A 23,658-nucleotide genomic window follows, 5' to 3' on the forward strand; every position below is an offset into this window, starting at 1 on the left:
TACGACAGTTCTCGTACAACCGGAAGTCGCGGATGCGGCTTACCCGCCCCAGGAGCAGCCGATGAGCACCGAACCGCACGCGATCGAGACCGATGTCCTGGTGGTCGGCGGCGGTCCGGTGGGCATGCTCGTCGCCGCGGAGCTGGCCTTGCAGCAGGTGAACGTGGTTGTCGTGGAGTCGCGCACGGAGCTCGACCTGCGTCCGCGCGCCGGGACCGTGCACGCCCGCACACTGTCGCTGCTGGCCCGTCGCGGGTATATCCCGTCGGTCCCGCCCGAGGCCATCGCCCGGAATCCGGTGGGCGTGCACCGGACCCGGTTCCAGTTCGCGGCGCAACCGGTGCTCACGCTGAGCGCGCCGAGCGTGGAGCCCGCACCGATCGCGGGGATCCCGCAGGCCAGGTTGGAGGCGGCGTTCGAGGATCGGGCGCGATCGCTGGGCGTTCGGATCTTGCGGGGGCACAGTGTTATCCGATTGGAGATCGGAGAACACGAGGTCACCGCCCAGGTCGACGCGCACCTCGACGAACGGGCGGCTGTCGACGGCGGCCACGCCGCGACCAAGGATCGCACGCAGGGCGGCAGCGCTCAGACCACGACCGAAGGCAGCGCGCGGGGCGCCGCCGGGCTGCGGATTCGAGCGAAGTACGTGGTCGGTGCGGATGGTGCGCGCAGTCTTGTCGCACGCACGGGGAACTTCCCCGCCGAGGTGTACCCGGCCACGATGAATGCCATTGCTGGACTCGCGGTTTCGGATATGCCCGGCGAGATTCCGCCGGGCTGGAATCCGACGCCGACCGGCTGGACGATGCACAACCCGAACCTGGGCGGCCAGGCTCGCATCATCGCGATGGATTTCAGCGGACCTCTCGAGCACCGCCCCGAACCGACCGAAGCGGAGTACCGGGAACGCCTCGCCTACGTACTCGGTGCCGAGCCCGCGTTGAGCCGGGTCAGCCACCTCACCCGGTTCAGCGACCACGGCCGCTACCGCACCAGCATGTGGGACGGGCGGTTGCTGCTGGCAGGCGACGCCGCCCACAGCCACTACCCGCTCGGCGGCCAAGGACTCAACTCCGGCATGCAGGACGCCTTCGCCCTCGGCTGGCGGCTCGCCCGCGTCCTCACCGGACGCGCGCGACCCACCGTCCTGGCCGACTACTCCCGCGAACGCGTCGCCCACGCCGCCGCGATCGTCGGCAACACCGTGCTGCAATCCCGGATGATGGATCCCGCGAACCCGCAGGTCCGCGACGCCGTGCTGGCCATGCTCGCCGTGCCCGCTGTGCACGACGGGATCGCCCACCTCATCAGCGGCCAGTTCCAGCCCGGATTCCAGCACGACCTCGTCCTCACCGAAAACGACGGGCGGGGGAGCACTCTCGCGGAACTGCTGCACGCGGGCCGGTTCGTCGCGATCCGTCCCGACGAACACACTCCCGTCCCCGACGCTCCCGACGACGCACTGGTCGTCACCGGCAAGGTGACACCCGACCAGCCGTGGACCTCGGCTGTGATCCGCCCCGACGGCTACCTCGCGTCCACCTTGTGAGCGGGCCACCGAGTCGAGACCGGCCGGGACGAACCCGCTGCCACGCCATGCCGACCCGGGGCGAACACCTTCCGCACCTTGCGCGCCGCCGCACCGGCCCGACCGCCGAGCCGCGCCGGCCCCACCCCATGTGCCACCCCACCGGAACAACCACCGAACCGGCCCCGCCCCACCGCATGCGCCTTCGTGCTGAACAGACCACTGGACCGGGCCGCTCGAGCCTTCAGCGCTCGTGCGCAGGATCGGATCGCGGGCCGTGGTTGTGGCTACCAGGTGTCTGTGTGCACAGCTTTCAGCCGGGCGATGGGGAGGCCGTCGCATCATCGGGCCTCGCGCAAGGCCCTACGCACATCGGCGATGGCTTGGTCGGCGTCGCGGTACTGCACAGCGGTCCACCCGGCTTCCCTTGCCGCCGCGCAGTTTTCGGCGAGGTCGTCGACGAGCAGGCTGTCCTGCGGGGCGACCCCGGCGGTCTCCGCGGCGAGGGCGAAGATCTCCGGGTCAGGTTTGCGGAAGCCGACCTTGCACGAATCGACCAGGGCGCTGAGGTGGTCGTCCAGGTCGATCATGGTGCGCCAGTACGGCTCCCATTCGACGACGTTGTTGCTCAGCACACCGACCCGGACCCCTTCGCCGGCCAGCTCGATGGCGAAATCGCGGACGGCGTGGTTCACCTCGTGATCGGCGAACCACTGTCTGCCGAAATCCGGTTCACTGCGCGACAAGTCGAGCTCGGGTGCCTTGGCCCGGAGCACCGCGTGCAGCTTCGCCACCCAGGTGCGTTCGTCGAGCAGGGCCAGTTCGATCGGGGCAAGGGGTGCCAGCCCGTACTGGGCGCCCACCTCGGCGATCGCGTGTTTGAACAGGTCGACGGGGATGCCCGCCACCTGTTCGTAGCGCTGGAACAGCTCGTCGAGCGGTGGGGAGAGCACGCCGCCGAAATCGAACCAGACGAACGGCGCGCTCACTGGACCATCGTCCTGATGTCGGCGGGACGGAAACGCAGTTCCACGTCACCGGCGGCGATCACATCGGTGCCCTGGGTGAGGCTCACCCGGGCGCGGGCGCCGTCGGTGTCACCGGTGACGGTGGCGCGGGCGATCGTATCCCGTTCGAATTCCCCGAATTTGGTGAATTCGATGCCGAGCCGGTGCATCACCATCCGGCTGGTGTCCAGGCCGAGAACGGCGTTGGCGGCCGCCATCGCCACCTGCCGGGCCGCCTCGAACTGCAGCATGCCGGGCACATGGTCGAGGGCGTGGTCGAACAGCGACGGATGATCGGTGTCGATGATGGTGAGCGCGGTCAGTTCCTCCCCGGTGAGCACCGGGTTGGCGAGGATGGCGTTGCGCGGGTTGTGCCTGCCCACCGAGCCCGGGCGCATCCGGGCGACCGGCGGCTGGGGCGGAATACTCGGCTCGGCGGGCAGGCCGAGCGATTCGCGCCCACGCACCCGGATCCGGTTCCACACCGGCGCGGGCATCCACTGGTAGACCATGATCTCCCGGGCCGCCTCGTGGCCCTCGATCTCGGCGACCATTTCCAGGGTGAGCCCGATGACCTGGTCGTCGCGTCGTTTGTCGGCGATCACGCGCGCCTCGATGACGCAGTGCCCGGGGCACTGGCCGATGCGCAGGGTGTCGGCGTCGGCGATGGTGAAGTCGGCGGACCCGAAGATGAATTTCTCCGAGCGCGCCACACCGACGAAGGAATGCGCGTAATAGATGGCGACCTGACGGAACACCTCGATCAGCAGCAGCGGGTCATAGGTGGTGGCAGTGCCGCGATGATCGCTGAAATAGGAATGGTTGCGCGGTAGCTGGGCGGCGAAGATCGCGCCGTCGGGGGTGGGTTGGGCGTCGGTGAGGAATACCTCGGCGATGGATTCGCGGTGCACGAGTCCGCGCGGAATATTGCGGTCGAAGGTGAGGGTGGGGGTGGCGACGGTCATGATCGAGCCTTCCGGGAGGAGGATGCTGGTCAGCGGACGGCGATGTCGTAGGCCCAGCCGTTGACGCTGTTGCGAGGGGCATCGAACAGCGAGGTCGGGTTGTGCACGGTCGCGTCGGCGGCGACGCTGTTGCGGTCGGTGTAGAGGGGGATCGCGACGGCATTGTCGAGAAGGTGGGCGGTGATGCGGTTGAACAGTTGTTTGCGCTGTTCGCGATCGGTGGCTTTGGTCGCGTCGACGAGCCACCGGTCCACCTGCGGGTCGGCCAGTTTCGAGCCGCCGACGATGGAGCCGATGGTGATGCCGTCGATCTGGCCGTATTTCAGGTCGGGAGTGGTCGACCCGTAGGCGCGGTTGAACTGCAGCGACAGGTCGAGGCCGCCGACCTGACGGGGGAAGGCCTCGTAGTCGTTGCGGGCCAGCAGGTGGTAGATCTGGGCGTTGTCGACGAATTGCAGTTCCACCTGAATGCCGAGGTTCTGGCGCAATTCGGCCTGCCAGGCCTTCAGGAAATCGTCCTCGGGGTAGGTGGGGTTCGTGGCGACCAGCCGAACGGTCAACCGCTTGCCGGTGCTGTCGGTGCGGTAACCCTCGGCATCGGTACCGGTCCAACCGGCTTCCGCGAGAAGGGCTTTCGCGGCGGCGAGATCGGGGCCGCCCTTGTTCTCGAACTTCGGGTCGTAGTAGGCGCTGTCCGGGGAGATGAGGCTCCACGCGCGCTGCTGGGTGTCCTTGGTGAGGCTCTTGGTGACAGCGGCGATGTCGACACCCTTGGCGATGGCGCGGCGCACGCGCACATCGGTGGTGGCGCCGTGGGTGAGGTTGAGCATGATGACCCACGGCGAGGCCGCCGAACCGATCTGCTCGTACTGGAAGCCGCCGACACCGTCGAACAGGCCGATATCGGTGGCCTTCACGGTGCCGATGGCGTTCACCTCACCACTGCGCAGCAGTCCGGCGCGGGTGGCCGCCTCGGGGATGAACTTCACGACCAGTTCGTCGACGTAGGCGGCGCCCTGGTGTTTCGCGGTGGCGGGAGCCCAGTTGTAGGCGGGGTTCTTCCGGTACCGCAGTTCCTGGCCCTGCACCACTTTGTCGAGCACGAACGGGCCGGAACCGACGAAGCCCGCACCGCTGGTCAGCGCCTGTTTGTCGGCCTTCAGACTGCTCGGGGCGACGATGGCGCCGCTGAGTCCGCCGAGGGTGGACAGGAAATCGGCGCGCGGGGTGCTCAGGGTGATGCGCACCTTGTACGGGTCGAGCACGTCTACCGCGCTCACACTCGAGTACTGCAGCAGGCCCAGCACCGTCCAGGACGGGTAGTCGGGGTTGCGCAAGGCGTCGATATTCGCCTTCACCGCCGCGGCGTCGAACTTCTCGCCGTTGTGGAAGGTGACGTCCTTGCGCAGGGCGAATTCGTAGACCAGGCCGTCCGGGGAGATGGTCCATTCGGTGGCCAGCCAGGGGTGGAACTGTTCGTCACGGTCCTCGGCGATCAAGCTGTCGAAGCTGTTGCGCAGCACCTGGGAGGCGTCGAAGGCCGCACCGTAGTGCGGGCTGAGGCCGCGCGACGGATAGGCGGGCAAGGCGATGGTGAAGGTGCCGCCTGCCTGCGGCGGGGTGGTCGGGCCACCACCGCCGCCACCGGGTTCGGGGTCGGCGGCGCAGGCGCTGGCGGCCAGCGTGGTGGCCAGCAGCAGCGCGGTGAACAGTCGGGTGAGGCGATTACGCACGCGAGGAGCTTTCTGTGGGAGCCGGGACCGCCAGTCGCGGGACGGCATCGAGCAGGGCTTGGGTGTAGGGCGAGGACGGGTGGTGGAAAACGTCGTCGGCCGTGCCTGATTCGACGACCACGCCGTGATTCAGGACGAGCACGCGGTGACAGATCTGCCGGATGACGGCCAGATCGTGCGAGATGAACACGATCGCCACGTCTTCGGTGGCGGCGAGTTCGGCGACGAGGTCGAGGATTTGGGCTTGCACCGAGATGTCGAGCGCCGACACCGGTTCGTCGCAGACGATCAGGCGCGGGCGGGCACCGAGCGCGCGGGCGATATTGACCCGCTGACGTTGCCCGCCGGACAGCTCGCGTGGGTGGCGGTCGATGGTGTCGGCGGGCAGGTGCACGGCGTCGAGCAAGCGCAGCACCTCGGCTCGACGTTCGGTGCGCGGCACCCGCAGCGCGACACTCTCGGCGATGATCTCGCCGACCCGGTAGCGGGGGTCGAAGGAACCGACCGAGTCCTGCGCGACGAGTCCCAGCTCACCCGGCTTGCGGGTCTTGCGCGTCAAAGGCTCGGTACCGAAACGCATCTCGCCGTCGTCCGGCTCGATCAGCCCCGTGACGATCTTGGCCACGGTCGACTTACCCGACCCGGATTCACCCACCACGCCGAGCACTTCACCCGCACCGACTTCGAAGGAGACATCGGAGATCGCCGGAACTCCTCGGTACGACTTCGTGAGCCCCGCCGCGGTGAAAACCGGCTCGGTGGCCCGCGCGCGGGCACTGCCGTGCGGTACGGCCGCGAGCAGCGCGCGGGTGTATTCGTGCCGGGGTCGCTCGATGACCTCTCGGGTGGGCCCCGCCTCGACGACCTCGCCTGCCCGCATCACCAGGACGCGATCCGCGATCGAGGCGACGACGGCCAGGTCGTGGCTGACCAGGATCATGGCCCGACCACCCGCGACCTGTTCGGCCAGCAACTCGAGCACCTGCTTCTGGACCGTCACGTCGAGGGCGGTGGTCGGTTCGTCGGCGATGATCACGTCCGGGCCCGCCGCGAGCGCCGACGCGATCAGCGCGCGCTGACGTTGTCCGCCGGAGAGTTGAAACGGCCGCTGCCGCTTGCGGACCTGCGGGTCGGCGATGCCGACGGAACGCAGCAGTCCGTCGATGCGGTCGTTGCGCTGGTTGCGCGGGACCGCGCTGAGCGACTCACCGATCTCGTCGGCGATGGTGCGCAACGGGTCGAGCGCCACCAGGGCGTCCTGGAACACCAAACCGACTCGGGCGCCGCGTATTCCACGCCACTGCCGGTCGGTGAGGTCGAGGGCCGAGGTGCCGAACAGATCGAGCCGGTCGGCGCTGACCCGGCCGCCCGCGAGACCGACGAGGCTTCGGGTGGTGACCGACTTTCCGGACCCGGATTCGCCGACGATGGCCAGGATTTCGCCGCGGCGCAGCTCGAGGTCGACGCCACGCACCACCGCACGCCCGTCGAATTCGACGCGCAGGTTCCGGACCTGGATGAGGGTGTCGGTCACAGCTGCGCCCTTCGCTCGAAACGGTGGCCGGCGTAGCGGCCGAGGACGGTCGTCGCCAGGACGACGACGGTGACGGCGGCACCGGGGAAGACGACCGACCACCACGCGATCCGCAGATCACCGTGCGCTTCGGCCAGCATCGAACCCCATTCCGGCACGGGTGGTTTCGGCCCGAAGCCGAGGAAGCTCAGCGCGGCGGCGCCGAGAATGCTCGTGCCGAGCCCGAGAGTCACCACCACTGGCAGCGAGCGCAGCGCGTTGGGCAGGATGTGACGGACCACGATCCGCGCCCGCGACCGCGTGAGCAGCCCCGCCTGCGCCACGAACTCACTGCCACGCACCGCCCGGGTCTCGGCCCGCATCACCCGCGCAAACCGAGGGGCGGCGGCGATACCGATCGCGAGAATGAGGTTGGCGGTGCCGGTACCGGTGAACGTGATGAGCACCAGGGCGAGCAAGATCTCCGGAAACGCCCCGAGCAGGTCGAACGCCCGCGACGCGACAGCATCGACGAGCCGATTGCCGATCCCGGCGATCAATCCGAGCGTCACCCCGATGGCCACCGCCAACACTGTCGCGGTCACCCCGATGAACAGTGACAGCCGAGCGCCGTGCACGACGCGGGTGAGCACGTCACGGCCGAGCTGGTCGGTGCCGAACGGGTGCGCAAGGGAAGGTGATTCGTGTGCGGCGAGCAGATCGGTGTGCAGTGGGTCGCTGCCCGACAGCAGGTCCGGTGCGAGTGCGGCGATGGCGGCCATCGCGAGCACAGCGGCCGAAACAGTCACGCCGAACGGCCATTTCGAGGCGACTGCGACCAACCGATGCAGGGCATGCACCTTTCCGCGCGTCTCCTTCTGGCCCACCGAAGTCCGCGACTTCGATGTCGACCCGTTGGTGGATTTCTCGGAGACGCCTCGAGGCACGTCGGCTGCCTCGACCGCGCTGTCCTGCGCATCGGACGGACCACCGGCGGTCGGGTCGACGCCGCCGGTCGGGAGAGGTACCTTCGCGGCTTTCAGTTGGGTGGATGCGGTGTCGGTCATGGGGTCGGCTCCTGGAGGCGGGGGTCGATCCACAGGTAGGCGAGGTCTACGAGGACCGTGACGGTGAGGTAGATGGCGGCGGTGAGCAGGGCGACGCCGAGGACTACCGGCACATCCGAATGGGTGACGGCGGCGATGGTCTCCCGGCCGATACCGGCCCGGCCGAAGACCTCCTCGATCACGACCGTCCCGGTGAGCAGCCCGCTCACCGCCCAGCCCGCCAGCGTGGCGGCGGGAATCAGCGAATGCCGCAGCCCGTGCCGCAGCCGCAACCGGGTGGCGCTGATCCCGCGCGACCGGGCGGTGAGGGCGAACGGCTGTTCCAGCGCGCGCTCGATCCCCTCCCGCATCACCTGCGCGAGCACAGCGGCGATCGGCAGAGCCAGGGTGACGGCGGGCAGGACGAGTCGCTGGAATTCGTTGCCCGCGGTCACCGGAAGAACTTTCAGCGTGAACGCGAACACCCAGATCAGCACCAGACCGGTCCAGAACGGTGGCGCCGAGGCGACGATCACCTCCAGCGTCGCGGTCGCCCGGCTGAACACATCACGCCGACCTGCCGTGAGCACGGCTAGCAACGGCGCGAGCACCACCGCGATCAGGAGCGCGAACCCGGCGAGCTGCGCACTGGTCACCAACTGTTCGCCGAACAGGATGTCGGCCACGGGTTCACCGCGCACATACGAATAGCCGAGATCACCGTGCAGCAACCGGCCCAGATGCAGGCCGTACTGCACGATCAGCGGACGATCCAGCCCCCAGTCCCGTTCGATCCGCTCCCGCAGGGCCGGATCACTGGACTCGCCCATGATCGCGGTCACCGGATCACCCGGTGCGACATGCACCGCCAGGAACGCCAAAGTGACTGCTGCCCACATCATTCCGGCGGCCGACAGGAACACCCCGACTATGCGCCGAGCCACGATCTGCGGTCTGTTCGCCGGGCCGCGGTTCTCACGCGAGGTGAAACCCGCACGTCTTTGCGCGGCGGCCCCGTTGGTCGGCCCCGCATCCTGGCGATTCGACGTGGTGTCCGGGGCACTCGACGCGACCGGCATCGGCTCTGTTCCGGACTGGGTCGTGCCCGCTGCGTGTGAAGCTGCAACTACCGGTGCTGCCGTCGCATCCTCGGGGCCGCGAGGTGTCACCGTCTGTGAAGCCGTGTTTCCCCGCAATGAATCGGTGTTCGATGGTGTCGTCATGAGGTCAGCTCCCCGATGTCGGCAGGGTTGTGCACCGGGGCACCGACGAGGCTGCCCCATTCGGTCCAAGAGCCGTCGTAGACGCGGATGCGGTGGTCGCCGAGGAGGTCGGTGAAGACCAACCAGCCGAGTGCGGCTCGGTGGGACAGCCGGCAGTAGGCGATGATGTCGTCGGCGTCGGCGATGCCGAGTTCGGCTATGCGCGTCGCGATTTCGTCGGTCGGCCGGAGCAGGCCCGCGGGGTCGAGCAGGTCTTGTGCGGGCAGGTTCAACGCTCCGGGGATGTGTCCGTGCCGCTCGGCGCCGTGGTCGACCGGCTCCGACGACGGTGAAACACGGAGTCCCGCGAACTCTTCGGGAGAGCGCAGGTCCAGCAGCACGGTTGGCGAGTCGATCGCGGCGTGAACCTGCTCCCTGCCCACGACCACCTCGGCGAACCGCGGCGACGTCAGGGGAAGCGGTGTGCGCGAAACGTCGGCCGTTCGAGAAGCATTTCCCTCGCTCGCGGCGTCCAGTGCCCACCGCTGGCCGGGGGCATCGGCACCCACTCGGTTGCCGCTACCAGCGCCGACAGACCGATCAAGGCCGATCACCGGCCCGTCGTGCGGCCACGCGGCGGTGCCTCCGTCGAGGTAGCGCAGGTCGCCTCCGATTCCGACGGCGGTGGCGACCCAGAGTGCGTAAGCCGCGAATTGCGGTGGGTCCCCCGCGAAGACGAGCGGAGCGTCGGCGTGGGCGCCTAGTGAGTGAAGACGGTCGGCCAGCTCTCGGGCGTTAGGGAACTCTCGACGGGACCGGTCCCAGAGCAGGTCTTTCCAGTAGACCGAGCGGGCACCGGGGATGGAGGCAGGCCCACGAGCGTTGGTCACCTCGATGACGACGGCGTCCGCACGGCGATCCCGCACCCACTGCGCGTCGACGATCCGGCTTGTCACGGCCGACCTCCCATCTCCCGGGTTCCGACGACCCGGCGGGAGAAACATAAGTCGGTCAAACACCCACGGGAACACAAAAAGTCAGGCGGACTCCAAATATGTGTTCCCACCCTCGGACTACATATTCTCGGCCGGTCGAACACACCGAAATCGGCGAAAGGACCCCGATGCCCGGCGACCGTGCCGCCCACCTCGTCTCCGCAGCCGATCTGCGTGACGCCCCGCCCGCGCGGCTCGTGCTGCTCGACGTCCGCACGGCCGGGGAGCGCGCGAACTACCAGCGCGAACACCTCCCCGGCGCGCAGTTCGCCGATGTCGACGCCGATCTGTCCGGTACCCCGACCGCCGACTCCGGCGCCCGCCCCTTACCCGACGCGGAGGCCCTCACCGATGCACTGCGCCGCTGGGGAATTCACGACGACAGCACGGTGGTGGTCTACGACGACGACCGCTCGGTGGCCGCCGCCCGCGCCTGGTGGGTGTTGCGCTGGGCCGGCCTGACCGACGTCCGCATCCTCGACGGCGGACTACGCGCCTGGCAGGCGGCGGGCGGCCGACTCACCTCGGATCGGCCCGGGGAGCCGTCGAGTACACAGGGCAGCGGGAACGACGCTCGCGGGAACGACGGCGCTAACGAACCCAATGCGTCCGGAACACGTGCCGCATCCGCCATCGCGCGACCGGGAGCACTGCCCGTCATCGAAACAGCCGGTGTCGCTGAGCTTCCCAGCCTCGGCACTCTCCTCGATGCCCGCCCGCCGGCCCACTTCCACGGTGGGGGCGAGTATCCGGGGCATATTCCCGGCGCCATCAGCGCCCCGGTCTTCGACGACTTCGACGACCAGGGACTGCTTCTCGACGAGGCAACGCTGCGCGCCCGCTACCACCGCCTCGGTCTCGACGCCGGAACCCCGGCCGCCAGCTATTGCGGCAGCGCGATGGCGGCGGCTCTACAGGTGTTCGTGTCGGCGACGCTCGGCATCGAGATCGCCCTCTATCCCGGCTCCCTGTCGCAGTGGGTCGCCGATCCCGCCCGTCCGCTCGCAACGGAACCCTCTGTCGCCCTGACGAATTCCTAGGATCTTTCATGCCGAGACATGTCATTCTCAACGCGAATCTCATTCCCGGCGGCGCCATCGGCAGCCCGTGGCGGCGCGCACCGGAACCAGCGGCCCATTTCGTCGAGATCGAGCACTACCTCGACGTGGCACGCACCGCCGAGCGCGGCCTGCTCGACGCGGTATTCCTCGCCGATTCCCCCGATATCCAGGCCAAGGACTGGACCGCGCCGAGCCGCCTGCTCGAACCGTTCGTCGCCCATGCCGTCCTCGCCGCGCACACCAGCCGGATCGGGGTGATCGTCACCGCGACCACCTCCTACAACGACCCCTACAACCTGGCCCGCTCGTTCGCCGCGCTCTCCTCGGTGTCAGGCGGGCGGGTCGGCTGGAATTTCGTGGTCACCGGTGGCGACAACGCGGCCCGCAACTACTCCCTCGACCAAGCGCTGCCGAAGGCCGAAAGGTATGCCAGGGCCGCCGAATTCCTCGAGGTCGTCACGGCGCTGTGGGATTCGGTCCCGGCGAACGCACTCGTCGGTGACAAGGTGACCGGACGCTACCTCGATCCCGAAGTGGTCCGCCCGATCGATCATGTGGGCAAATTCTTCCGGGTGGCGGGCCCGCTGAAATCGCCGCCGCTGACGCACGGCAAACCGGTGCTGATCCAGGCGGGCGCGTCGAGCCACGGCGTCGAGCTCGGCGCCAGGACTGCCGACGCGATCTACTCCGCGCATGTCGATCCCGTCTCCGCCGCCACGCGACGCACCGAACTGCGACAGCACGCCGCCGCGGCGGGACGCGATCCGGACAGCGTGAAACTGCTTCCCGGCCTGATCATCGTGCTCGCCGAGACCGAAGCCGCGGCAAAGCAACGCGAACGCGATCTCATCGACCTGATCCCCGACGACGTGCAGCTGACCAACCTGGCCGACCGTCTCGGCGTCTCCTCCGACGACCTCGACCTGAACGCCCCGTTCCCGTGGGACAAGATCCCCGACGAGAACAGCGACGCGGGCTCACGCGGCCAGCGCGCGGTCCTGCTCGACAATGTGCGCGCGTCGGGCGCCGATACCCGCGGCGCCGCACGGCTTCTCGCTGCCGGAAGCGTGCACGCCAAGGTCGTCGGCACGCCCGAGCAGGTGGCCGACTTCATCACCGACTGGTTCACCGAAGGCGCCGCCGACGGCTTCAACGTGATGCTCGACGAATTGCCCAGCGGGCTGGACGTTTTCGTCGATCACGTCGTCCCGCTGTTGCAAGCACGTGGACTGTTCCGCACCGAGTACGAGACCACGACGCTGAGAGGGCACTACGGCCTGTGAATCGCGCCCTGTTCGTCCAATTGCGCAGCGGCCCACCAGTTGCCGAGGTGTACCGCCGCACCATCGAAATCACGGCGCACGCGGAACGCCTCGGTTTCGGCACCGTCTGGTTCGCCGCACGGCACTTCGAGGCCCATCACGCGGCGCTGCCCTCGGTGTTCCCGTTCGTGGCGGCCGCTGCCCAGCACACCGATCGCGTCCGGCTCGGAACCGGTGTGGTGACAGTGCCTTTCGAGCACCCGGTCCGTCTCGCCGAGGACGCGGCCGTCACCGACGCGCTCAGCGGCGGACGACTCGAACTCGGCCTCGGCAAGGGACTCGGTTTCGGGCACTCCGCCACCAGTTACGCGGGATTCGGTGTGTCCGACGCCGAACGGGAGACGATCTACACCCGGCGGGTCGCCGAACTCCACCGCATCCTCGACAGCGGACAGGTCGGTGACGACATCGCCCTCTACCCGCCGCCGGGCACGCTGCGGTCCCGGATCTGGCAGTCCACCGGGAACATCGACACGGCCCGCCGGATAGCGGTGGCAGGCGACGGGCTGCTGCCACACGGCAATTCACAAGCACGCGCGGGTGGCAGTGTCACCGAACTCGTCGACGCCTACCTCGATGCCTCCCGGGGAACACCACGGATCGGCACGAATGTGGCGGTCCTCCCCGGCGACAGCGAGCGCGATTCCCTCGCGCTCCTCGAGGCAGACATCGCCCTGAGCTCACGCTACTACCCGCAGCCCACGGACCTGCGAAAGTATCTGACGGACAACAGGATCCTCATCGGATCGAACGAGCAGATCACCGCCCGGCTCGCCGAGGACCCGGACCGACCCGTCGCCACCGACGTGCTCTACTACGTGCCGCTCGCCGTCCACCACCCCCGATACCTCGACTGCCTGACCCGGATCGCGGCCCTGTCGACGAACCAGGCGATCGGGACGGCCTGAGACCCGAGCAGTCCGCGAGCCCTCGGCGACGCGATCGAGCGCTGCATCAGGCGGATGCCCAGCCGTCCGCGGGACAGGTCAGTCGAGGAATTCGCGGTGGGTCGACGCAGCCGCGTCCGCCAGCAGGGCCGCCAGTTCGGCGAGCCGTCGCGGATCGTCGGGCAATTGGGGAACCGCCACCCGGATGGCAGCGCGCGCAGGCGCGACATGCGATCGCGTGGCCGAACCGACGACGACCCCGTGCCGGGCGCAGCGGAGCAACGCACCTTGTTCGTCGGCGACCTCGACCCACACCACCAGGCTGTTCGTCCCGGCCTCGGCGGTCACCCCGCGTTCGGCCAGTGCCGCGATCAAACCCGCCCGCCGCGCGGCGTAGCGTTCGCGGGCGGTGTCGATGAGCGCGGCCGCGCCCGGATCGGTGATCAAGTGCGCGAGGGCGTTCTGCAGGATCCGGCTGTTCGCGGCGATACCGTGCACCCTGGCCCGGATGGCGCGGTCGACCAGTTCGGCACTGCCACCGATCACGCAGGTCCGGATATCCATCCCGAAGGCCTTGCAGTAGCTGCGTACTCGTACACAGCGTTCCGGGTACCAGCTCCCCAGGGAGGGTGCCTGCGCTGCGGCGAGCGGTCCGACCGCGTCGTCCTCGACGATCCACGGCTCCACCTCCGCCGCCGCGAACACCTCGGCCAGTTCCGCAGCCCGATGCGGCGAGAGCACACCGCCGGTCGCGTACGCGCCTTCGGGCTGCAACACCACCACCGCCGGATTCCGGCGCAGTGCCTCGGCCAGCGAATCCGGCAGCGCCCCTTGTTCGTCGGCGGCGATCCCGATCACCCGATACCCGACCTCGGTGAGCGTATCCAGGAAACCTGGCATCACCGGTTCCTCCACCGCGACGAGCGCGCCGTCCGGGGCCGCCGCGTCCACGGCGAGAAACAAACCCTCCGAGCCGCCACCCGCCGCGACGAACGCCTCGGCGGGGAAGGGCCAGCCGTCACATACCGCCGTGCGCAGACGGTCGGTGATGTAGTCGCGGCCGGGACGGTTCAGGTCGTCGGTGTGCAGCCCGGCGAGCATCGCGGGTGCCAGGTCGGGCTGCAGGGCGTAATCGGGGCTGCCGGTGAGCAGGTCGCGCTCGGCGAGCGGGCGCCCCAGCGGCATTCCCCCGGCCGCGGCCACCACGGTGCCGCCCCGGCGATTGGTGGCGATGAGCCCCTCTTTGCGCAGCTCACCCCAGGCCGCGACGACCGTACGGGTACTCAGACCGCAGTGCTGGGCCAGTTCCCGGATGGTCGGCAACCGGATCCCCTCGGCGAGGGAACCGTCGCGGATGAGCCGCGCCGTCACCGCCCGCACCGATTCGGATGTGTGCGAGGCGTCGGCCGCCAGCGCACGCACGAGCACCGCCGAACCCGGGTCGGTCACCGATTCTCCATTCGTCGCATATGGACCAGTATGACGAATATATGTATTCAGCGAACCGGTTTTGTTCCCGTGCGATTCGATCGTCTGTGTCCGCGTCTCAGCGGTCGCGCAGCCACTTCTCGACGGCGTCGACGGTCGAGTCCGGGTTGGTGATCCAGCCGTTGTGGCCCAGCGGTTCCGGCTCGAACCGGCGGGTGATCTCGGCGGCGGGCATCTTGCTCAGCAGATGGTCGGCGGAGGTCTGCGGGGTCATCTCGTCGCCCTCGATGGTGATCGACAGCACCGGGAACTTCAGCCGCGCGACACGTTCCTCGTAATCGATATCGGCGCCGACCGGAACGAAGCGGCCGGTCCGGGCCAGGCGGGCCCAGTCCGACATGAGCACCTTGGACTGGCGGCCGTATGCCCGTTTGCCCAGCATGTCACCCGGCCAGAAGCCGGCGAGATTCGACGCGACCGCCACCGCGGCCGTGCCGACGAGCATCCCCGGGCCGAGCACGCCCCGGTAGCCGCGGTAATACGGTGTGCCGGAGGCGATCAGGATCAGTCCGCCGAGCCTGCCGCGCACCCGGGCCGCGTAGAGCACCGACAGCTGGCCGCCCATGCTGTGCCCGAGCAGGTACGGGGTGCTGCTGGGGAAACGGTGCCGCACCACCTGCAGCATCGCCGGAAAATCCACGGCGACCAATTCGTGGTAACCGTAGGTACTTTCGGCACCGGGACGGTGAGTACTACCGCCCTGACCACGCAATTCACCGATGGCCACATCGAATCCGCGCCCGGACAGCTGGTGGGCGAAGTATTCGTAGAACTCACCGGGCACGGCGAGACCGGGCACGATCACGATCACCGGACGCGGGGCGTCGGGGGTCACCGGATGGCGGTGCGGCCCGCGCGCCGGAATCAGCCGCACGGGCAGGGTGGTGCCGTCGGGCACCTGGATCGGGACGGTCTCGACCCGCGCCATCAAGCCCCGACCGCGCCGAGAATCACCCGGCTCAGCACCTGGATCACATCGTCGAGCGGCGGACGCGGATCGGCACCGCTCCAGCCGTCGACCACATAGTTCACCGCGCCGATGATGGCGAGCACCCGCAACTCGTAGTCGCCGGACGGGATTTCGCCGTGCATGGCCGCGTCCTCGGCGGCGCCTGCCAGCAGCGAACCCCACACCCGGCGTAGCTCGAGGCGGAACTTCTCGACCTTGGGTCCGGCGCCGACCACCTCGACCAGCGCCACCCGCGCCTTGCGCGGATCGGTGCCGATGGTCTCGACGTAAGCGCGCACGGCCGCGTCGATCTGGTCGATCGCGCTGGCGTCGCTCTTCGCCGCGAGGGCGGTAGCCACCGCCTCGCGGGATTCGCGGTCGATCTGCTCGTACAGCTCGAGTAGCAGCGATTCGCGGCCGGTGAACTCCTCGTAGAACTGCCGCGACGACAGTCCGGCGTCCTTACAGATGGCACCGACCGAACTGTTGGCGTACCCGTCGCGCGCGAAGACCGTCAGGCCTGACTCCAGAAAACGCGCACGCCGCTGGCGTTGCCGGTCCTCTACGGGCTGCCCGGCATACATTCGTCCCGTATTCGCATCCTGTGACATTGTCGCTGACAATACCGAAGGGCCCGATCCCCTCGTCATGGATCGGGCCCAACGACAGCCCTCCCGGCTTACCGCGCGTTAGCCGGAAGTTTGCTTCAGATGCGCTCAGTTACCGGAGGTCTGGGCCGAACCGGTGCTCATCGAGCTGGTGAGCAGACTCATCAGCAGGGCGAGGATGCCGCCGTCGCCGCTGCTGCCGGAGTTGGACTCGGTGATGTTGTAAAGCATGGTGCACTCCAAGTTGACACTCTGTGACCTTCTGTCACTGGCGATTTGCCGTCTCGGACGATACCGAAGGCGAATGTGAATAGGAGGTGTTTTAAAGGAATTTCCCCCACTTTTCTGTGAGGACCCACAAGCCCCCGAAAACCGGGGCGGCGGAAAATCCGACTGTGGACGGAGGGCTCTGGCGGGTGGCGACCCTATGCTCGGTGTGACCGTACGTCACGCACACCCCGGAGGCACCGTTGCCGAACAATCTCGAAGCAAGTATCGACATCGCCGCATCGCCGGAGAAGGTCTGGTCGATTCTCGCGGACCTGAACCGGATGTCGGAGTTCAGCCCGACCACGGTCAAGATGCTGGCGATCGGCGGGGTTCGCGAAGGGGCGCGCACCATCAACTTCAACCGCGACGGCTGGAAGGTCTGGCCGACCAGCTCGCGCATCGTGCGGTTCGTCCCCAACACCGCGCTGGCGTTCCGGATGAACGAGAACCACACCGTGTGGAGCTACGAGCTCGCGCCGACCGCCGCGGGCACCCGCCTCGTCGAGCGACGCACCCTCGACCCCAAGGGAATTCCCGGCTGGATGGGCCCGGTGATCAAGCTCGCCGGTGGCGAGGAGAAGTTCGAGGCCGATCTCGTCTCGGGCATGCACGAGACGCTGCGCAAGATCAAGGCCGCGGCCGAACGCTGACCCGCTCGACCACGAGAGCCCGCCGGACCCCTCCGGCGGGCTCTTCGCGTTTGCTACGGAAGATCCTTGCGGACTTCCTCGAAAGCCTGTGCCGTGCGGGTCAGCAGTGCGGTCAGCGTGGCGAACTCCTCGGCGGTGAAGTGAGCGGCCGCGGCGCGTTCCACCGCGATCGCGCGCGCGTCGGCCGCCTCGGTGACCTCTCGGCCCGCCTCGGTCAGCCGCGTCTCGAGGACGTTCCGGTGCCACTCGTGCGGTGAGCGTTCGACCAGGCCGCGGTCAACCAGATTGGTCAGGACGGTGTTCATCGTCGGCGGCGTCACCCCTGCCAGCCGGGCAAGAGCGGCAGCCGAGATACCGGGGTTCTCGGCGAGGTACATCAGTGCGCTGAACTGCGGAACCGTCAGCCCGGCCGGTTTGAGCGCGGCTGTTTTCGCCGCGATCATGGCTTGCTCGGCACGCTTGAGGAACGTGCCCAGCCTCTCGGTCGAGGGCATGGACGTCATGGCTGCATGGTATCCGCCCATTTCGAAGTATCACCCTTGACGATCATTAGAACTCTAATCTAGATTTCTGCTCGTTCAATGATGTGTTGAATTACATGAACGAGAGGCATAATCATGATCAGGACCCTCGCGATGGCCGCCACTTGCCTCGCGCTCACCGCCTGCGGTACCGACGATCCGGCCCCGTTACCGGTCCTGAGCACCGCATATGGACTGCCGGGCGCGGCCGTCTACCCCGAGGGCATCGCGCTCGATCCACGCACCGGCACCAGCTATGTCGGCTCCTACGCCGACGGCACCGTCTACCGCGCGGGAGCGGACGCGGCGACGGCCGAGGTGTTCCTTCCGGCAGGCGCCGACGGCCGCAAGACAACAAACGGACTACGGGTGGACCGCGACGGCAGGCTGTGGGTGATCGACTCGACCGCGGGAGTCATGGTGTACGACACCGGTTCTCGTGCCCTGCTCGCCCGGTTCGACGCCCCGGACGACCGACCGCGCTTCGTCAACGACCTCGCCTTCGGCGCCGACGGCAGCGCCTACCTCACCGACAGCATCCGCAATGTCGTCTACCGCGCCACCCTCGCGAACGCCACGGAAGGCCGGGGCGAACTCACCGTCGCCGCCGACCTCGCACCGGTCCTCGGACCACGCGACCCGAAGACCTTCGAGCTCAACGGGATCGTCGCCGACGAGGCGGGCACCTACCTGCTCGTCGTCGCGATGTCGGCGGGCGAGCTGTACCGGATCGATCTCACCGGCACCGAGCCGATTCGCGAGGTGACACTGACCGGCGGCACCGTGCGCAACGGCGACGGCCTGGAACTGCGCGGCGACACGCTGTGGGTGGTGCACAACACCGACAACACCATCAGCCGCTGGACCGTCACCGACCACGGCGGTGCGGCCACGCGGGAACGCGAATTCCACGACCCGGCACTGAGCATCCCCACCACGATGGTGCATTCCGGGGACCGGGCGCTGATCGTGTCGTCGCAATTCGACAAGGGCGGACCGATGGGCAACGACGAGAAGCCGGGGCCGTTCGTGGTGTCAGCGATCGACGGGTTCTGACCGCACGAATTCCTCCAGCACAGTGACGAATTCGTCGGGCTGTTCGACCTGCGGGGAATGCCCGGCGTGCTCGACCAGATGCGTGCGCGCCCCGGCGGCGGCGAACCGCGCGAGGGTGGCGGTGGCGTCGTAGAGGTGGTCGTGGCGGCCGTGCACGGCGAGCACCGGTACGTCCAGCGCCGCCACCCTGGCATCGAGCGGCCGGGCGGCGAAGTCGTCGGCGCGGGCACCGACGGCATAGGCCAGGCCCGTCGGCGCCGCCGACCGGAAGTCGCGCACGACCGCCTCCGCGAGACCGGGCACCGACGCATAGCGGAACCGCGGCGCGAACAACGTCCGATTACCTTGGCGGATCACGAAACCCGGCGTCCACCGTTGCGCGAGCCGCACCGACCACGGGCGGACCACCCACCGGGCGAACGCCGGAATCCGCGCGGCGGTGTAGTCCGGGCTCTGCCCGACCACCACCGCCCGTGTCACCCGGGGCAGCGCTGCCAGCTCGAGGGCGATCTCCGCGCCGAACGAATGGCCGACCACCGTCACATCGGACAGGTCGAGCTCCGCGAGCAGGGCCGCGATGGGCGCCGATCTAGCCGGGGCGGCGAAATCCTCCGGCGCGGCGCGAAGGTCCACCCGGATCACCCGGAAACGGGGAGTCAGCCGCTCGGCGGCCGCGCCGAACCAGTCGACCGAACCCGGGATCCCGTGCACGCACACGATCGCCGGGCCCGCGCCTTCGTCGAGAAACTCCACCACTCGAGCCTAGCGCGGCCATTCGATAGCGTATGGCTGTGAAGTCACCCTCCGCTCGCAGGCTCAGCGCCGAGGACTGGGTCGCCGCCGCGATCGTCGCCCTCGGCGAGAACGGTCTGGCCGGTGTGGCCGTCGAGCCGCTCGCCAAACGTCTCGGCGCCACCAAGGGCAGCTTCTACTGGCATTTCAAGGACCGCCCGGCCCTCGTCGACGCCGTCCTCGCGCACTGGGAACGCGCGGGCACCGACGCGGTGATCGCCGCGCTGGACAAGCTCACCGACCCGGCGCAGCGGCTACGGGTGCTGTTCACCGATGTCATCGATTACGCCACCGAGGGCCGTGAGGAACTGGCGCTGCTCGCCGCCATCGACCAGCCGGCGGTCGCCGCTGCCATGCGACGGGTCGCGGCGCGGCGGATCGAGTACGTGGCCGCGCAGTTGCGCCTGCTCGGAGTGGCCGCGGAACAGGCGGATACGCGGGCGGCGGTGGCCGTCGGTATCTATCACGGGATCAATCAGCTGGCGCGGGTGTCGCCCGAAAGCCTGCCCGCGACCAGCGAATTGGTCGATTCGATTCTCGAACGGCTGGTGTAGTCAGTCGAGGCCGAGCTTGACGAAAGTCCAGTAGAGCAGCCGGGCGCGCAGCGGCCATCGGTACGGTGCGGGCGGTGCGCCGACGGCGGTTTCGGCGTTGTCCAGTAGTTCCTCGAGCAAGGCGTCGTGCAGTGGTCGGATGGCGAGGTGCCAACCCAGGAATCCGGATACGCCTCGGGTTTCGGCCGAGATCACATGGCGCAGGGCGCTTGACGTGCCTTTGCCGATCACCTCGAAGGTGTGGGTGCCCTCGAGCAGGAAACCGGGCGTGAAGGTGAACTCGACGAATTCACCTGGGCGGTAGGCGGTGCAGGTGTAGAGAGTGGAACCGTGGCCGCCCGTCGCGCCTTCGGCCAGTGGGCCGTCCAGCTCCAACGGTGGCCATTTCTCGGTGGGCCACAACGGGTTTCCCGCAATCGCCACTTTGTCGAGCAGTTCGCCGACCCGTGCGGCCGGTGCCTGAATTGTTCGCTCGTGAATGTTGCGGATCATTCATCCAACCTCTCAGCGGTGCCCCTGCAGCAAACCATACGCATGCGTATGGAGCGTGTCCAGGCCGGTCGTGGGCGGATTCCGAGCGCCCCACAGGTGGCGTTATCTGCGCCGGTCGAATACGCTTCGCCGCGGATGAAACGCCTCATGGAGGGACAAGTGATCACTCCGAACAGGCCGGAGACCGTAGCCGAGGCTCGCCACCCCGTGCCGCTGACCCAGCTGATACACCTCATGGCGGAGTACCAGCAGCTCGGTGCGCACCGCGACACCTTCCTGGCCACTCCGGCCGACGACACCTTCGTGCGCGGGTGTGGCATCGTCGCGGGCTGCATCGCGTTCATCGGGGTGATCTGCCTGATCGTCGGCGCGTGGCCCGGTGCCGTCGCGCTGCTCATGATCGCGGCGGTCCCGGTGATGCTCGCCTTCCGGCGCGGAATCATCAACCGGCAGAACCGTGCCGCCCGCATCGACCTGTTCGAATACGGGGTCACGGTGTACCACTCGGGTCAGCGCGTCGCCGGATTCCGGTGGGACACCACCGAGGTGCGGCAGGAGGAAATCCCCTTCCACGACACGGTTCCCGTCGTCTACCGCCTCGAACTCACCGGTCCCGCGGGCCGCGCCGAAATCGATGAAGAGGGATTCGCCCGCGCCCGCGAATGGGCACGCGCCATCCAATCCGCCGTCACCGCAACCCAACTCCCCCTCGCCGTCGCCGCCATCGACAACGGCGAAACCGTGAACTTCGGCGACCTCGGCCTCTCCCTCGACGCCCTCACCTACAAGGGCGAACCCTTCCCCTGGACCAACATCCAACTCATCGACGCCCGCAGCGGCCACATCCGCCTCAAAGTCGCAGGCATGTGGATGTCCCTGGCCCCCGTCAACACCATCCCCAACTTCTACATCTTCAACGAACTAGCCGAACGCCTCCGCCTGACGCCGGTCGGCTGATCAGCGAAAGTCACTGCGAGCACTACCTTCGCCGATCCGTCTGTTTTGGATGACCCGTGCCGGCATGGGTGATCCACAACGTCTGTCGCTCGTCATCGACGGCATACCAGATCCGGCTATGAGGTGCCCGGGTAATGCACAGACGAAGGCCGGTCCACCGTGAGGTGGACCGGCCTTCGAGCCTTGCGAGGATCAGCTGATCAGGGGATCAGAAGTCCATGCCGCCCATGCCGCCGGTGGGGTCGGCCGCGGGGGCCGCCTTTTCCGGCTTGTCGGCGACGACGGCCTCGGTGGTGAGGAACAGGGCCGCGATGGAGGCCGCGTTCTGCAACGCCGAACGGGTGACCTTGACCGGGTCGGCGACGCCGGCGGCCAGCAGGTCCTCGTACTCGCCGGAGTCGGCGTTCAGGCCGGAACCCGCGGGCAGGTTCGAGACCTTCTCGGCGACCACGCCGGGCTCGAGGCCGGCGTTGAAGGCGATCTGCTTCAGCGGGGCCGACAGCGCGACGCGCACGATGTTGGCACCGGTGGCTTCGTCACCGGTCAGCTTCAGGTCGTCCAGGGCGGGCGCCGACTGCAGCAGGGCCACGCCACCACCGGCGACGATGCCCTCTTCGACGGCGGCCTTGGCGTTGCGCACGGCATCTTCGATGCGGTGCTTGCGCTCCTTGAGCTCGACCTCGGTGGCGGCACCGGCCTTGATCACCGCGACGCCGCCGGCCAGCTTGGCCAGACGTTCCTGCAGCTTCTCACGGTCGTAGTCCGAGTCCGAGTTCTCGATCTCGGTGCGGATCTGCGCCACGCGGCCCTTGATGGCCTCCGCGTCGCCCGCGCCCTCGACGATGGTGGTCTCGTCCTTGGTGACGACGACCTTGCGCGCCTGGCCGAGCAGCTCGAGACCGGCGGTCTCCAGCGACAGGCCGACCTCTTCGCTGATGACCTCGCCACCGGTGAGGATGGCGATGTCGGCCAGCTGGGCCTTGCGACGGTCACCGAAGCCGGGCGCCTTGACGGCGACGGACTTGAAGGTGCCACGGATCTTGTTCACGACCAGGGTCGACAGGGCCTCGCCCTCGACGTCCTCGGCGATGATCAGCAGCGGCTTGCCGGCCTGGATGACCTTCTCCAGCAGCGGCAGCAGGTCCTTGACGGTCGAGATCTTCGACGACACGAGCAGGATGTACGGGTCCTCGAGGACCGCTTCCTGACGCTCGGGGTCGGTGACGAAGTAACCGGAGATGTAGCCCTTGTCGAAGCGCATACCCTCGGTGAGCTCCAGCTGGAGCCCGAAGGTGTTGCTCTCCTCGACGGTGATGACACCTTCCTTGCCGACCTTGTCCATCGCCTCGGCGATGAGCTGGCCGATGGCCGGGTCACCGGCGGAGATACCCGCGGTGGCGGCGATCTGCTCCTTGGTGTCGATCTCCTTGGCGGAGTCGAGCAGCTTGGCGGTGACGGCCTCGACGGCCTTCTCGATGCCGCGCTTCAGGCCCAGCGGGTTCGCGCCGGCCGCGACGTTGCGCAGACCTTCACGCACGAGCGCCTGGGCGAGCACGGTAGCGGTGGTCGTACCGTCGCCGGCGACGTCGTCCGTCTTCTTGGCGACTTCCTTGACCAGCTCGGCGCCGATCTTCTCGTACGGGTCCTCGAGGTCGATCTCCTTGGCGATGGACACACCATCGTTGGTGATCGTGGGGGCGCCCCACTTCTTCTCGAGCACGACGTTGCGACCCTTCGGGCCCAGCGTCACCTTGACAGCGTCGGCGAGGGCGTTCAGACCCCGCTCGAGACCGCGACGGGCCTCTTCGTCGTACGCAATTGTCTTGGCCATTGCGTTGAGATCCTCCACATGTCTATGGCTGACACACGAGACGACCACAGGTTGGATCGTCCCCAAGTACGCTGGCCAGGTGCGGTGCCCGCGACGGACGACCGAGGGTGTCGATGGAACCCGATCTCACCGTCCCGACCTGGCACTCAACAGACGTGAGTGCCAAGGCCATTTTTAGCACTCGAGTGACGAGAGTGCAAGGTCGCCTCCGGCACGGGCGCACCGCAC

At 68.2% G+C, this 23,658-nt stretch carries 23 protein-coding genes; 8 read left to right on the plus strand and 15 right to left on the minus strand.

What is annotated here, in order from left to right:
* The first annotated feature begins 61 nt into the window (after positions 1-61).
* Positions 62-1,552 carry an FAD-dependent monooxygenase gene (locus tag ACSVDM_RS10405; protein ID WP_439264255.1) on the plus strand — a complete coding sequence of 497 codons (1,491 nt, stop codon included), beginning with the start codon at positions 62-64 and terminating at the stop codon, positions 1,550-1,552.
* Between the two features lie 320 nt (positions 1,553-1,872).
* Here ACSVDM_RS10405 and ACSVDM_RS10410 read toward each other — a convergent pair whose 3' ends face one another.
* From ACSVDM_RS10410 to ACSVDM_RS10440, 7 genes are all read right to left on the minus strand, one after another.
* Positions 1,873-2,520, minus strand: a complete 648-nt coding sequence (locus ACSVDM_RS10410) for an HAD family hydrolase (protein ID WP_439264257.1) — start codon at positions 2,518-2,520, stop codon at positions 1,873-1,875.
* Entirely contained in the window at positions 2,517-3,503 is a 987-nt protein-coding gene (locus ACSVDM_RS10415) for an AfsA-related hotdog domain-containing protein (RefSeq protein ID WP_439264259.1), read from the minus strand. The genes ACSVDM_RS10410 and ACSVDM_RS10415 overlap by 4 nt, the downstream gene beginning before the upstream one ends.
* A 29-nt stretch (positions 3,504-3,532) precedes the next feature.
* Complete coding sequence (locus tag ACSVDM_RS10420) at positions 3,533-5,236, minus strand: ABC transporter substrate-binding protein (protein ID WP_439264260.1); 1,704 nt, start codon at positions 5,234-5,236, stop codon at positions 3,533-3,535.
* Positions 5,229-6,770 (minus strand): ATP-binding cassette domain-containing protein, encoded by a 1,542-nt coding sequence (locus tag ACSVDM_RS10425; RefSeq protein ID WP_439264262.1) that lies wholly within the window; start codon positions 6,768-6,770, stop codon positions 5,229-5,231. Before ACSVDM_RS10425 ends, ACSVDM_RS10420 begins: the two co-directional genes overlap by 8 nt.
* A complete protein-coding gene (locus ACSVDM_RS10430; RefSeq protein WP_439264264.1) occupies positions 6,767-7,816 on the minus strand; it encodes an ABC transporter permease in 1,050 nt (349 codons plus the stop codon). The genes ACSVDM_RS10425 and ACSVDM_RS10430 overlap by 4 nt, the downstream gene beginning before the upstream one ends.
* On the minus strand, positions 7,813-8,739 hold the full coding sequence (locus ACSVDM_RS10435; RefSeq protein ID WP_439264266.1) for an ABC transporter permease: 927 nt from the start codon (positions 8,737-8,739) through the stop codon (positions 7,813-7,815). The genes ACSVDM_RS10430 and ACSVDM_RS10435 overlap by 4 nt, the downstream gene beginning before the upstream one ends.
* 275 nt (positions 8,740-9,014) lie before the next feature.
* Complete coding sequence (locus ACSVDM_RS10440; RefSeq protein ID WP_439264268.1) at positions 9,015-9,953, minus strand: sulfurtransferase; 939 nt, start codon at positions 9,951-9,953, stop codon at positions 9,015-9,017.
* A gap of 167 nt (positions 9,954-10,120) precedes the next feature.
* Between ACSVDM_RS10440 and ACSVDM_RS10445 the strand changes: the two genes are divergently transcribed.
* From ACSVDM_RS10445 to ACSVDM_RS10455, 3 genes are read left to right on the plus strand one after another with little or no spacing between them, the layout of a single operon-like run.
* Entirely contained in the window at positions 10,121-11,032 is a 912-nt protein-coding gene (locus ACSVDM_RS10445) for a sulfurtransferase (protein WP_439264270.1), read from the plus strand.
* Between the two features lie 8 nt (positions 11,033-11,040).
* On the plus strand, positions 11,041-12,336 hold the full coding sequence (locus ACSVDM_RS10450) for an NtaA/DmoA family FMN-dependent monooxygenase (protein ID WP_439264272.1): 1,296 nt from the start codon (positions 11,041-11,043) through the stop codon (positions 12,334-12,336).
* On the plus strand, positions 12,333-13,283 hold the full coding sequence (locus ACSVDM_RS10455; RefSeq protein ID WP_439264274.1) for an LLM class flavin-dependent oxidoreductase: 951 nt from the start codon (positions 12,333-12,335) through the stop codon (positions 13,281-13,283). Before ACSVDM_RS10450 ends, ACSVDM_RS10455 begins: the two co-directional genes overlap by 4 nt.
* Before the next feature lie 78 nt (positions 13,284-13,361).
* Here the strand turns inward: ACSVDM_RS10455 and ACSVDM_RS10460 are convergent, their stop codons facing one another.
* From ACSVDM_RS10460 to ACSVDM_RS10475, 4 genes are all read right to left on the minus strand, one after another.
* Entirely contained in the window at positions 13,362-14,711 is a 1,350-nt protein-coding gene (locus ACSVDM_RS10460; protein ID WP_439264276.1) for an aminotransferase class I/II-fold pyridoxal phosphate-dependent enzyme, read from the minus strand.
* A gap of 97 nt (positions 14,712-14,808) precedes the next feature.
* Positions 14,809-15,678: an alpha/beta hydrolase family protein gene (locus ACSVDM_RS10465; RefSeq protein WP_439264278.1), complete on the minus strand. Its 870-nt coding sequence runs from the start codon at positions 15,676-15,678 to the stop codon at positions 14,809-14,811.
* Entirely contained in the window at positions 15,678-16,310 is a 633-nt protein-coding gene (locus tag ACSVDM_RS10470; RefSeq protein ID WP_225278400.1) for a TetR/AcrR family transcriptional regulator, read from the minus strand. Before ACSVDM_RS10470 ends, ACSVDM_RS10465 begins: the two co-directional genes overlap by 1 nt.
* Positions 16,311-16,415: 105 nt before the next feature.
* The gene (locus ACSVDM_RS10475; RefSeq protein ID WP_255283991.1) at positions 16,416-16,538 is read right to left on the minus strand and encodes a hypothetical protein; all 123 of its coding nucleotides are present in this window, start codon (positions 16,536-16,538) and stop codon (positions 16,416-16,418) included.
* Positions 16,539-16,777: 239 nt separating this feature from the next.
* On the opposite strand from ACSVDM_RS10475, the gene ACSVDM_RS10480 reads away from it, so the two are divergent.
* Positions 16,778-17,227: an SRPBCC family protein gene (locus ACSVDM_RS10480; RefSeq protein WP_067484645.1), complete on the plus strand. Its 450-nt coding sequence runs from the start codon at positions 16,778-16,780 to the stop codon at positions 17,225-17,227.
* Between the two features lie 53 nt (positions 17,228-17,280).
* Here ACSVDM_RS10480 and ACSVDM_RS10485 read toward each other — a convergent pair whose 3' ends face one another.
* On the minus strand, positions 17,281-17,730 hold the full coding sequence (locus ACSVDM_RS10485) for a MarR family winged helix-turn-helix transcriptional regulator (protein WP_439264280.1): 450 nt from the start codon (positions 17,728-17,730) through the stop codon (positions 17,281-17,283).
* A 114-nt stretch (positions 17,731-17,844) separates the two neighbouring features.
* Here ACSVDM_RS10485 and ACSVDM_RS10490 point away from each other — a divergent pair, with 114 nt between their 5' ends.
* On the plus strand, positions 17,845-18,804 hold the full coding sequence (locus ACSVDM_RS10490; protein ID WP_439264281.1) for an SMP-30/gluconolactonase/LRE family protein: 960 nt from the start codon (positions 17,845-17,847) through the stop codon (positions 18,802-18,804).
* On the opposite strand, the gene ACSVDM_RS10495 is transcribed toward ACSVDM_RS10490, so the two are convergent.
* Positions 18,784-19,557 (minus strand): alpha/beta fold hydrolase, encoded by a 774-nt coding sequence (locus ACSVDM_RS10495; RefSeq protein ID WP_439264283.1) that lies wholly within the window; start codon positions 19,555-19,557, stop codon positions 18,784-18,786. The two genes, ACSVDM_RS10490 and ACSVDM_RS10495, sit on opposite strands and share 21 nt — an antisense overlap.
* A 38-nt stretch (positions 19,558-19,595) precedes the next feature.
* On the opposite strand from ACSVDM_RS10495, the gene ACSVDM_RS10500 reads away from it, so the two are divergent.
* Positions 19,596-20,150 carry a TetR/AcrR family transcriptional regulator gene (locus ACSVDM_RS10500; RefSeq protein WP_439264284.1) on the plus strand — a complete coding sequence of 185 codons (555 nt, stop codon included), beginning with the start codon at positions 19,596-19,598 and terminating at the stop codon, positions 20,148-20,150.
* Here ACSVDM_RS10500 and ACSVDM_RS10505 read toward each other — a convergent pair whose 3' ends face one another.
* The gene (locus ACSVDM_RS10505) at positions 20,151-20,642 is read right to left on the minus strand and encodes a hypothetical protein (RefSeq protein ID WP_439264286.1); all 492 of its coding nucleotides are present in this window, start codon (positions 20,640-20,642) and stop codon (positions 20,151-20,153) included. It lies immediately after the preceding gene.
* Between the two features lie 159 nt (positions 20,643-20,801).
* Here ACSVDM_RS10505 and ACSVDM_RS10510 point away from each other — a divergent pair, with 159 nt between their 5' ends.
* Positions 20,802-21,599: a DUF6585 family protein gene (locus tag ACSVDM_RS10510; protein WP_243749767.1), complete on the plus strand. Its 798-nt coding sequence runs from the start codon at positions 20,802-20,804 to the stop codon at positions 21,597-21,599.
* A 208-nt stretch (positions 21,600-21,807) separates the two neighbouring features.
* Here ACSVDM_RS10510 and groL read toward each other — a convergent pair whose 3' ends face one another.
* Entirely contained in the window at positions 21,808-23,430 is a 1,623-nt protein-coding gene (gene groL, locus ACSVDM_RS10515) for a chaperonin GroEL (protein ID WP_067485808.1), read from the minus strand.
* Positions 23,431-23,658 lie beyond the last annotated feature (228 nt).

Source organism: Nocardia sp. JW2, from assembly GCF_051843015.1.
Taxonomy (GTDB): domain Bacteria; phylum Actinomycetota; class Actinomycetes; order Mycobacteriales; family Mycobacteriaceae; genus Nocardia; species Nocardia coubleae.

Excerpts from the sequence above, each read along its gene's own strand:
- ACSVDM_RS10415 (WP_439264259.1), bottom strand. The coding sequence starts at position 3,503 with ATGACCGTCGCCACCCCCACCCTCACCTTCGACCGCAATATTCCGCGC.
- ACSVDM_RS10475 (WP_255283991.1), bottom strand. The coding sequence starts at position 16,538 with ATGCTTTACAACATCACCGAGTCCAACTCCGGCAGCAGCGGCGACGGC.
- ACSVDM_RS10405 (WP_439264255.1), top strand. The coding sequence starts at position 62 with ATGAGCACCGAACCGCACGCGATCGAGACCGATGTCCTGGTGGTCGGC.
- ACSVDM_RS10445 (WP_439264270.1), top strand. The coding sequence starts at position 10,121 with ATGCCCGGCGACCGTGCCGCCCACCTCGTCTCCGCAGCCGATCTGCGT.
- ACSVDM_RS10450 (WP_439264272.1), top strand. The coding sequence starts at position 11,041 with ATGCCGAGACATGTCATTCTCAACGCGAATCTCATTCCCGGCGGCGCC.
- ACSVDM_RS10430 (WP_439264264.1), bottom strand. The coding sequence starts at position 7,816 with ATGACCGACACCGCATCCACCCAACTGAAAGCCGCGAAGGTACCTCTC.
- ACSVDM_RS10485 (WP_439264280.1), bottom strand. The coding sequence starts at position 17,730 with ATGACGTCCATGCCCTCGACCGAGAGGCTGGGCACGTTCCTCAAGCGT.
- ACSVDM_RS10505 (WP_439264286.1), bottom strand. The coding sequence starts at position 20,642 with ATGATCCGCAACATTCACGAGCGAACAATTCAGGCACCGGCCGCACGG.
- groL (WP_067485808.1), bottom strand. The coding sequence starts at position 23,430 with ATGGCCAAGACAATTGCGTACGACGAAGAGGCCCGTCGCGGTCTCGAG.
- ACSVDM_RS10490 (WP_439264281.1), top strand. The coding sequence starts at position 17,845 with ATGATCAGGACCCTCGCGATGGCCGCCACTTGCCTCGCGCTCACCGCC.
- ACSVDM_RS10470 (WP_225278400.1), bottom strand. The coding sequence starts at position 16,310 with ATGTCACAGGATGCGAATACGGGACGAATGTATGCCGGGCAGCCCGTA.
- ACSVDM_RS10465 (WP_439264278.1), bottom strand. The coding sequence starts at position 15,678 with ATGGCGCGGGTCGAGACCGTCCCGATCCAGGTGCCCGACGGCACCACC.